Here is a 9,930-nt window from a genome sequence, read left to right as displayed (position 1 = left end):
ATCTGCCCGCCCGACAGCGTGCCGACCACCTGCAGCGCGGCATCGGCGCGGAACATGAAGCGTGCGAGCGCCGCCCGGCCGGCATTTTCGTCCGCCTGCGGATTGAGACGCCGGAAATTGTCGCGGATCGACAGCGCCGGATCAAGCAGGCTCACCCGCTGGTCGAGCATCGCGGATCTGACCGGCACCCGCACCGTGCCCGAGAAGGGCAACAGGCTGCCGGAGATCAGCGACAGCAGCGTCGTTTTTCCCGAGCCGTTCGGACCGGTGACGGCGATCCGTTCCGGCCCGGTGATCTCGAAGGAAAGATCGCGCAGGACCGGCTTTTCCACCTCGTAACCGGCGGTGACGTTGTCGATCCTGAGCACGACACGGCTCGCCGGCAGGCCGGTCGGCGGCAGCGTCACGGAGAGCGGTTGCAGGATCTCGATCTTTTCACGCGCGGCGGAGATGTCGGTGGTCGCCTGGGTCCGCAGCCGCTCGGCAAGCCGGGCATTGTCGCCACTGGTGTTTTCCGCCCGCCGCATCATGCCGCCGGCGACGATGCGCGGCATGTCGCCCCGCGCGGCCTTCTTCTTGCCAACGCTGTCCTTGCGCGCCTTGCGCTCGGTGGTTTCCTGCGCCGTGCGGCTGACCTCCGCCATCCGCTTTTGTGCATCAGCGAGATCGTGCTCGGCAGCGGCCAGTTCCAGCGCCTTGCGCTCAAGGTATCGGCTCCAGTTGCCGCCATAACGGGTGGCACCGAGCGAGGTCAGTTCGACGATCGCATCGACGGTTTCGAGCAGTTCGCGGTCGTGGCTAACGATGATCGCGCCGCCTCGCCAGCCAGCGAGAAGGTCGATCACCGCCTGGCGGCCGTCGCGGTCGAGATTGTTGGTGGGTTCGTCGAGGATCAGGAAATCCCGCTCGGTGAAGATCAGCGCCGCCAGCCCCGCGCGGGTGCGCTGGCCGCCCGACAGCGTTTCGAGCGGCGTGTTCGCATCTGCGTCGAGCCCTGCCCGCGCCAGCGCCTCGGCCATGCGCGCCTCCAGCATCCAGTCGGCATTGGCCAGTTCCTCGGCGGATGCCTCGCCCGCTTCGGCGCGAGCAAGGGTGGCCAAGGCAGCGCGTGTGCCAAAGAGGTCGGCGATGGTCTCATCCAACGTAACCTGCACGCTCTGGCGCAACACGCCGAGGCTGCCGGACACGGAGACCGTGCCGGATGCGGGCGATAGTTCGCCGGTGATCAGCTTCAAGAGCGTCGTCTTGCCGACGCCGTTGCGCCCGACAAGACCGGCGCGTTCGGGCCCGAAGCTGAGATTCAGACTGGAAAAAAGCGGCCGGCCGTCAGGCGTGGACCACGAGAGATTGGCAAGCGTAATGGAAGGCATGGACGGTTCCCCGAATGGCAAGGCAAAGCGGCGTTGCGTTTCGGCTGAGGTCCATGGGTCACCGTCCTGTTGGTGCTGCAGATGGCGGCTCTCTAGGCGGAAAATGCGGCGCGTTCAAGACTGGCGATCCCGGCACGTCGTTCATCGGCCGATCGCCAATAGTGCCACGGTCGCGCCCATCACCTGGACAAAAGCGCCAACGATCATCGCGGCGAAAAAGCCGTTTTCCGCGCCGGCCACCGCCGCAAAGATCGCCCCGAGTGCCGCAACGCCGATCGTCGCACCCACCATGCGCGCGACGTTGATGAGGGCACCCGCCGTTCCGCCGCGATTGCTCCCGACCGCCGACACGGCGACGGCGGTCAGCGGCCCGGTCGCGAGTCCCATGCCGATCCCGGTCAGCAACAACCCGATTTCACTCATCATGAAGAGGTCGAGCATGAAGGCAATACTCAGGATGCCGTTGCCGCTTCCGATCGTCGCCAATCCGAGCGCAATCGTGACACGCTGTCCGAAACGCTGCACCACGGCGTCTGAAAAGGGCGAGACCAGCACGAAGCTCAGCGCCATGGGCAGCAGCGCCAGTCCGGTCGAAGTAGCATCGAGCCGACCGAGCGATTGCGTCGCGAGTGGAAACAGAAACAGCGTCCCGTACATGCCGAAAGTCATGGCCGTCGTGCCAGCCATGGCGCCTGTAAAGGATCTCGAACGGAACATCGTCAGCGGCACGAGCGCCGCCTGCCCTTGCCTGTGCTCGACCGCGAGAAACAGGCCAAACAACACGAAACCCGTAACCCCGAAAGCAGCCGTGAGAGACATGGTGGAATGTGGTGATTCAATCGCCGCAAGTGTCACCGTCGCCAACGACAGGATCGCCAGCACCTGGCCGCTGATGTCGAAAGATCGACCTGCCGGATCGGCGCTTTCCTCGATCGTCGCGCGCGCACTGATAACGCCGACAAGCGAAAACGGTACGACGACATAAAAGACGGAACGCCAACCGAAGGCATGGATCAGCAGCCCGCCGAGCGTCGGCCCGATGGCGAGCGCCAGTCCATTGCACCCGGCCCATATGCCGAGCGCCCGCTGTCTGGCCTGCTGATCTGGATAGATCACCCGAATGATCGAAAGCGAGGCGGGAAGCAAGAGGGCCGCGCCAACGCCCGTCAATGCACGTGCGGCGATCAAAAGCGGAGCCGTGGGAACGACCGCGCATCCGATGCTGGCGATGCCGAATACCAAGGCGCCGGAGATCAGGATCCTGCGGCGGCCGGCGAGATCGGCCAGCAGCCCGCCGGTCAGCAGCAGGACCGCGTAGACCAGATTATAGGCGTCGACCACCCATTGCAGTTGAGAGACCGTGGCATCCAGATCTTTGCCGATCGGATCCAGTGCGAGATTGACGACGGACGTATCCAATTGCGCCGTGATCACGGCAAGGCAAAGTGTCGCGAGTGCGGCGTGTGGCCGCCGGGCTCGCGCTTGCGATGTTTTCGAGGGGCGATCCATGGGAGTTCCACGCCGACTTGATTACACCAGTCTGGCGGAAAATGGTCTTCCATCCGTCGAGGACAATAGTGCCGTGCGGGGTTGAGCGGTTCTTCAGGCCCGCTCCTCCCACAGTTTCGCAAGCTCCACCACCGTCTTCACCGCCAGTTCCATGTCCTGGCTGCTGACGAATTCCAGCGGGGAATGGAAGGCGTGGCCGCCGGCGAAGAGGTTGGCGCAGGGCAGGCCCATGAAGGAGAGGCGCGAGCCGTCGGTGCCGCCGCGGATGCTGCCGCGCACCGGGGTCATGCCGGCCCGGCTGATCGCCTCGACCGCGTAATCGACGATGCCCGGATGCTGGTCGAGCACCACCTTCATGTTGCGATACTGTTCCTTGACCGTGAAGGTGTAGGTCGAGCCCGGATAGTCGGCGATTACCTGCCTGGTGATCTCCTCGAGCAGCGTCTCCTTGGTCTTCAGGCCCTCTTCGGTGAAATCGCGGATGATGAAGGAGAGGTTCGCCTTTTCCATCACGCCGGACATTCCGGTCGGGTGGATGAAGCCGTCGCGGCCCTTGGTGGTCTCGGGCGTCATGTTCTTCGGCAGTTTCGCGACGATGCCGCCGGCGATCTTGATGGCGTTTTCCATCTTGCCGAAGGCGAAGCCCGGATGCATGGCGACGCCCTTGATGGCGATCTCCACCGCATCGGCCGAAAACGTCTCGTCCTCGATCGTGCCGGCCGTCTCGCCGTCCAGCGTATAGCCGAAGTCGGCGTCGAGCTTTGTAAGGTCGACCTTGTCGACGCCGCGGCCGATCTCCTCATCGGTGGTGAAGAGGATGCGGATCGCGCCGTGCCTGACGTCGGGGTTGTTGATGAAGAATTCGGCGGCCGACATGATCTCGGCAATGCCCGCCTTGTCGTCGGCGCCTAGAAGCGTGGTGCCGTCGGAGGTGATGATGTCGTTGCCGATCTGGTCCTTCAGCACCGGATGTTCGGACACCCGGATCACCTGGCTTTTGTCGCCGGTGAGCTGGATGTCGCCGCCCTGATAATTCCTGACGATCTGCGGCTTGACGTTGGTGCCGGAAAAGTCGGGAGCGGTGTCCATATGAGCGCAGAAGCAGATGACCGGCACGTTGTTCTTCGATGTCGTCGCCGGGATCGTCCCGTAGATATAACCGTGCTCGTCGAGATGCGCGTCGGTAACGCCGATCGCCAGCATCTCCTCGACCAGTAGCCGGCCGAGATCCTTCTGCTTCATCGTCGACGGCTGGGAGGGAGACTTGGCGTCGGACTGGGTGTCGATGACGACGTAACGGAGAAAACGATCGGTAACGTTATCGGCCATGGGGAAAATCCAAAATTGTGGAACGGAATAATGGAGTTGTAGCGGGCGGATGAGGGTGCGTGAAGGCGGGAAACCGGGAAACCGGGAAATCGTGCGGTTCCTGGACGGTGGTACCCATCTCACCCACGTGGCCAGTCGTGATGGGAAGCGGGCAGCGCAACAGGCCGATCTTCCACAAGGACAAGAAAATTGTATTGCGGGTTGAGGCGGTGCGTGGAGCCCCTCCCCCTTGTGGGGAGGGGTTGGGGAGGGGTCTTCACTTCACATAAAACCCCACCCACCTGCCGGTCACCCTCCCCACAAGGGGGAGGGTTAAGAATGCCGCACCGCCTCACGTCCCACATACGGTCACTCCACCATAGTGAGAAATCCGAGGCAGCTTGCCGCCTCGCCCTGTCTCAAGATACGCAGAGCCGGCGACCTCCCTCGGCTTCTCTACCGCTGGGCCCCGATATCCGAAGCCCCGACCGAAGGTGCTGCATTGCCCCAGCTGTTGCGGACATAGGTGAGCACGGCGGCCACCTGCTCATCCGACAGCTTCCAGCCGAGCGACGGCATGGCGGGTGTCGTTTTCGCCGCAGGCGTATGCACCGCCTGGCTGCCCTGCAACACGAGGCGCGTCAGCGTCTCCGCGCTCGGCTGCTGGACGATCGAGCTGCCGGCGAGTGCCGGGAAGAGCTGGCTCGCGCCCTTGCCGTCGCCGCCATGGCAGGCGGAACAGGTGTCGTGATAGATCGCCGCCCCCACCTTCATGCGCGCATCGCTCGCCGGAATCGGCTGCGGTTTCTGCGTCGAACCGCCTTCGGTGCTCTTGAGGTAAGTGGCGATCGCGTGCACGTCCTCGTCGGTCATCAGCGAGGTCGAGGCCTGGATCGCTTCCGCCATTGGGCCGGACGCGATCGTATGCCCGTTGGTTCCGGTCTTCAGGTACCGGACGATCTGATCCTCGCTCCAGCTGCCAATGCCGATATAGCTGTTGCCGGTGATGTTGGGTGCATACCATCCCTGCAGCGAACCACCCTGCAACGCCTCGCTTGTCTCGTCCGCACCGAGCGCGGTTTTCGGCGAATGGCAGGTGCCGCAATGGCCCGGCCCCTGGACGATATAGGCGCCGCGGTTCCATTCGGCCGATTTCGACGGATCGGGCTGGAATTCGCCCGGCGTGAAGTTCAGCATGTTCCAGCCCATCATCGACAGCCGGATGTTGAACGGGAAGGGCAACTGGTTGGATTCGACCGGGTTGAAGACCGGATCGACGGTCCGGAGATAGGACCAGAGGTTGCCGATATCCCTGTCGGTCATCCTGGTATAGGCCGGATAGGGCATGGCGGGGTAGAGCCGCTTGCCGCCATGGCCGATACCCTTTTTCAGGGCGCTGCGGAAATCCGCCTCCGTCCAGTTGCCGATGCCCGTCGCCTTGTCGGGCGTGATGTTCGGCGGAATGATCTGGCCGAAGGGCGTTTCGAGTGGCAGCCCGCCGGAGAGTGGTTTTGCCCCCGGCGCGGTGTGACAGGCGGAGCAATCGCCGAGGATCGCCTGGTAACGACCGCGGATGATCTCGTCCGCCTGGTCGGGAGCCTGGGCAAGCGCCAGGCCTGCCGAGAAGGCCGTTGCGGCAAGGGTGAGGGAAAAGACGATCCTGCTCATGCCGACACCAGAGGTTGGCCGGGGTTGCGGAGATATTGCTGGCGGATGGCATCCGCCGCGTGGAATGCGAGCGCCCCGACGGTGCCGGTGGGGTTCTTGCCGGCATTGTGGGCGAAGGCGGAAGCGCCGATGACGAAGACGTTGGCGACGTCCCAGCTCTGCAGGTACTTGTTGACGGCGCTGGTCTTGGGGTCCGTGCCCATGATCGCCCCGCCGGTATTGTGGGTGCTCTGGTAGGGCACCGAATCCCAGCCCTTCTTGCGGCGGGTATTGGTGTATTGCTTGCCGCCGAAGGCCTTGGCGATCTCCTCCATCCGGTCCGAGACCCAGTTCGACATGCGGATGTCGTTATCGGGGAAATCGAAGGTGAAGCGCAGCAGCGGCCGCCCGAACCGGTCCGTATAGGTCGGATCGAGATCGAGATAGTTGCCGCGGGTCGGATAGCTCGAGCCCTGGGAGGAAAAGCCGAGCGTCGACTTGTAGGATTTGACGGTCGCCTTCTTCCAGTCGCTGCCCCAGCGCGGCGTGCCGGGCGGGGTCGGGCGGGTCTGGATCGGCCGGCCGTTCGAGGGAATACAGTTGATGCCCGCCCCGCCGACGAAATCGAGCGGCCCGTGGTCGAAGGCATCGCCGTTAAAGTCGTCCACCGTCTGGCCGAGCGCGCCGGCGGCGACGAACGGATTGAAGTTCTTGTCGTCGAAGAACACCTGCGCGCCGGCATTGGTCTGGTAGCAGTAGTTCCGCCCGACAGTCCCCTCGCCGGTATTCGGATCGTAGATCTGGCCGATGCCGGAGAGCATCATCAGCCGGACGTTGTGGAGACCATAGGCGCAGAGAAGCACGATATCGGCCGGCTGGAAAAACTCCTCGCCCGAGGTGTTCACATATGTGACGCCGCGGGCGTGTTTCTTCGAGGCGTCGAGATCCACATGCAGGACTTCCGACTCCGTGCGGACCTCGAAATTCTTCTTTTTCATCAGCACCGGCAGGATGGTCGTCTGGGCCGAGGATTTCGAATAGTTGGCGCAGCCGAACCGTTCGCAGAAACCGCACATGGTGCATTGGCCCATGGCGATGCCAAGCGGGTTGATATAGTCCTTGGAGAGGTTCGCCGCCGGCGTCGGGAACGGGTGCAAGTTCAACGACTTGGTCACCTGTGCAAACAGCGTCGGCGCATAGGTCATCTGCAGCGGCGGCAGCGGATAATCGCGCGAGCGCGGATCCTCGAACGGATTGCCGCCCTCCTGGATCAGGCCGTTGATATTGCCCGCCTTGCCGGAAATGCCGGCGAGATATTCTAAGCGGTCGAAGGATTTTTCCATCTCGGCGCCGGTCACGCCCCAGTTCTGCAATTGCAGGTCCTGGATCCGCGCTGCGCCGTAGCGATCCCTCAGGTGGTCGGCGATCTGGAAGTCGCTGTCCCAGAACCGCCAGGTATGGCCGTTCCAGTGAACGCCGGCGCCGCCCACCCCGTTGCCGGGCAGGAAGGAACCGTAATCGCGCATCGGCAGCGCCGTCTGCGAGGTGTTGTTGCGCATCGTCATCGCTTCGACGACCGGCTGCAGGAAGAGATCGCGGCGGATGCCGTAGCGAAGTTCGTCCTGGGCATAACCGATGTTGAAATCGGTGGCCGTATCGCGCCAAGGACCGCGTTCGATCGCCACGACATCGAGCCCGGCCTCCGTCAGTTCATGGGCAAGGATCGCGCCTGTCCAGCCAAGGCCGACAATCACGGCGTCCTTGCGAGGTAGAATAGTGGTCATATTTTTCAGTCCCTACCTGGTCATCCATTCCGTCGAGCCTGCGATCGAAACCGGAGGCAGGGGATAGGGTTGGTTGTGTTTGGAAACGTGGTCGCGGTAGTCGTATCGCGCGCCGGGAAAGCCCAGCATCTTCCACGAGGCCATGTCCTTGTTGCCGCCATAGATCGGGTCGGCGAAGAAACCTTCCATCACGTTGGCGAGCATCAGGTTGAAGAAGGACTTGGCATCCACCTTGTTCGGCAGGGTGATCTTTCCGGCTTCGAGATCCTTGAGGACCGCGTCCTGGTCGGCGGGCGCAAGTTCGGCGAAGCGCTTGCCGCCCTTGGTTTCGCGGGTGAAGGCGTTCAGCGCGGCAATGCCGGCCCGGTACCGCTGGGCCGGCGTGTCGGACGCCTGATACCCCTGCGTCGGCAGGCCGGGCATGAACGGGCCCTTGGTATAGAGCCGGCTCGACGTGCCGTAGGATCCCACCAGCTGCCGGTCGAGATAAAGAACGCAGCCGGCATCCTTGCCGCCGAGCGACAGATCGTCCGCCGGCACCAGCCGGTCGGCGACCGCCTCCATTGTCTGCGCCTCTTCGAGCGTGAAGAACAGCCAGCCGCCGGGCTTGACCTGTACCGGCGGATCGGCGGAGCGCGCCTCCCAGGGAAGTCTGCCGGAAATGCTGCGCGCCATGACCGGCGCGGCACCGCCGGCGAGAATGGTAAAAGCAACGGAAGAAAGGAATTGGCGCCGCGTGGGGCGCTTAAGACAGTGGGTTTCCATAGAAGGATCTCCCCGGAGAGAAAAGGTCGGTGACGCGCCGAAACGACGTGCGCCGATGAGATCGAACCGAGCGGTTCAATGATTTACCTAGAGCGCGTCCAATCCGCGGCAACCCTTCTGGAACATTAAATCGTCACGGCTGCCGCTCGTCAGAAATCGCCGGCACCGAGCGAACCGCGATGTCCGAGGCGGGCGGAAATTGCCCGTGCCGCGACGAGCAGCGGTTCGGCAAAACCGTTCAAATTTTTCAGCGACAGGCGCTGGACCGGGCCAGCGATCGCGACGGCACCGACCACGTCCGACTGGGCGTCATGGATGGGTGCGGCGATGGCGCGCATGCCGAGTTCGTTCTCCTCGTCTTCCACCGCGTAACCGAGGCGACGGATATTGCCGAGCAGTTTCCGCAGCTTGTCGGGATCGGTGACGGTTTTCGGGGTTCGGAGCGGCAGGGGCGCACCGACAAGGGCCGCAATGCGGCTTTCCGGCTGGAAGGCGAGAATTGCGCGGCCGGCGGCCGTCGCATGATAAGGCGCGCGCATGCCGATCTCGGCGCTGATGCGCACCGCCTGCCGGGAAGGCTGGACGCGGATATACATGATCTCCGGCCCGGCCGGCACGCCTAGCAGCACCGTCTCGTCCGTTTCGCTGCGCAGGTCCATCAGCAGCGTGCGCGCTTCGGTGGAAAGATCCATGCGGTTGCGCACCAGCGAACCGAGCCTGAAAAGCTCGAGCCCCAGCCGGTAGCGGCCGGTCTCGCGATTCTGTTCGAGGAAATCTTCGGCCATCAGAGTCACGACCAGGCGATGCACGGTGCTCTTGGCGATGCCGAGACGGCGAGCGAGTTCGGTGACGCCGATCTCCGCATCGTCGCCTTCGAAAGCCTTGAGGATGCGGATGGCCATAGAGACCGAAGACAGGCGGCCCTTTTGCTGGTCCTCGGCCGGCGCGCCCGTGATCTTCATGTCCCCACCGTCTTCATCTCGGTTGCCGCTCCCGTGACAATCAGCCGGTCTGCATCCGGACAACGGTCGCGGTCAACGCCGCAACCGCAAAAGCGCCGTTGACAGCCCCTTATCCAAGGGAATATTCTATCTGTGGACCGACGTTCCATATAGAAGAACACATGACGACGACTGAAGCAAGCGGAAACACCATCGGTGGCCGCACGGTTTGGTGGCCTGCCAGGAACCGGGCTTACGAAACAAGGACCTGAACCGAAAGACTGCCCCATTGGATACCCGCAAGACCGTGCCGCTGATCGTCGCATCGGCCCTCATCATGCAGCAGATCGATTCGACCGCGATCGCCACGGCCCTGCCGACGATTGCCGACGCGCTCGGCGAACCGCCGCTGGCGCTGCATTCGACGATCACCGTCTACGTGCTGTCGCTCGGCGTGTTCCTGCCCTTGAGCGGCTGGCTCGCCGATCGTTTCGGCGCGCGACTGGTGTTCTGCTCGGCGATCGCCCTGTTCACCTTCGCCTCGCTGCTCTGCGCCGCCTCGACCAGCCTCACCATGCTGATCGCGGCGCGCGCCCTGCAGGGGTT

8 protein-coding genes are annotated in these 9,930 nt (G+C 63.6%); 1 reads left to right on the top strand and 7 read right to left on the bottom strand.

Translation table 11 applies throughout. The features are described 5' to 3' along the window. The 7 genes from MOV63_RS31050 to MOV63_RS31020 all read right to left on the bottom strand — a co-directional run. Positions 1-1,370: ATP-binding cassette domain-containing protein (locus MOV63_RS31050; RefSeq protein WP_247039553.1), on the bottom strand; the 1,370-nt coding region annotated here is incomplete at its 3' end. A gap of 141 nt (positions 1,371-1,511) precedes the next feature. Continuing rightward, positions 1,512-2,879, bottom strand: coding sequence for an MFS transporter (locus MOV63_RS31045; protein WP_247039551.1), 1,368 nt, complete (start codon positions 2,877-2,879; stop codon positions 1,512-1,514). 93 nt (positions 2,880-2,972) lie between these two features. Then, a complete protein-coding gene (gene pepT / locus MOV63_RS31040; protein WP_247039550.1) occupies positions 2,973-4,208 on the bottom strand; it encodes a peptidase T in 1,236 nt (411 codons plus the stop codon). A gap of 435 nt (positions 4,209-4,643) precedes the next feature. Further along, a complete protein-coding gene (locus MOV63_RS31035) occupies positions 4,644-5,855 on the bottom strand; it encodes a cytochrome c (protein ID WP_247039547.1) in 1,212 nt (403 codons plus the stop codon). Next, a complete protein-coding gene (locus MOV63_RS31030; protein WP_247039546.1) occupies positions 5,852-7,618 on the bottom strand; it encodes a GMC family oxidoreductase in 1,767 nt (588 codons plus the stop codon). Before MOV63_RS31030 ends, MOV63_RS31035 begins: the two co-directional genes overlap by 4 nt. 12 nt (positions 7,619-7,630) lie before the next feature. Continuing rightward, entirely contained in the window at positions 7,631-8,383 is a 753-nt protein-coding gene (locus MOV63_RS31025; RefSeq protein ID WP_247039545.1) for a gluconate 2-dehydrogenase subunit 3 family protein, read from the bottom strand. A gap of 149 nt (positions 8,384-8,532) precedes the next feature. Further along, entirely contained in the window at positions 8,533-9,345 is an 813-nt protein-coding gene (locus MOV63_RS31020) for an IclR family transcriptional regulator (RefSeq protein WP_247039544.1), read from the bottom strand. A gap of 268 nt (positions 9,346-9,613) precedes the next feature. On the opposite strand from MOV63_RS31020, the gene MOV63_RS31015 reads away from it, so the two are divergent. Beyond that, the coding region (locus MOV63_RS31015; RefSeq protein WP_247039543.1) for an MFS transporter at positions 9,614-9,930 on the top strand (317 nt) is incomplete at its 3' end.

Origin of the sequence: Neorhizobium sp. SHOUNA12A (assembly GCF_023006505.1) — a bacterium.
In the GTDB taxonomy this organism is placed as follows: Bacteria; Pseudomonadota; Alphaproteobacteria; order Rhizobiales; family Rhizobiaceae; genus Neorhizobium.
The sequence above is the reverse complement of the archived record's forward strand: the minus strand, read 5'-3'. Positions and strand labels throughout refer to the sequence as shown.

Bases quoted from the DNA above. Each gene is read 5' to 3' on its own strand.
- MOV63_RS31045 (WP_247039551.1), bottom strand. From the start codon at position 2,879: ATGGATCGCCCCTCGAAAACATCGCAAGCGCGAGCCCGGCGGCCACAC.
- pepT (WP_247039550.1), bottom strand. From the start codon at position 4,208: ATGGCCGATAACGTTACCGATCGTTTTCTCCGTTACGTCGTCATCGAC.
- MOV63_RS31035 (WP_247039547.1), bottom strand. From the start codon at position 5,855: ATGAGCAGGATCGTCTTTTCCCTCACCCTTGCCGCAACGGCCTTCTCG.
- MOV63_RS31030 (WP_247039546.1), bottom strand. From the start codon at position 7,618: ATGACCACTATTCTACCTCGCAAGGACGCCGTGATTGTCGGCCTTGGC.
- MOV63_RS31025 (WP_247039545.1), bottom strand. From the start codon at position 8,383: ATGGAAACCCACTGTCTTAAGCGCCCCACGCGGCGCCAATTCCTTTCT.
- MOV63_RS31020 (WP_247039544.1), bottom strand. From the start codon at position 9,345: ATGAAGATCACGGGCGCGCCGGCCGAGGACCAGCAAAAGGGCCGCCTG.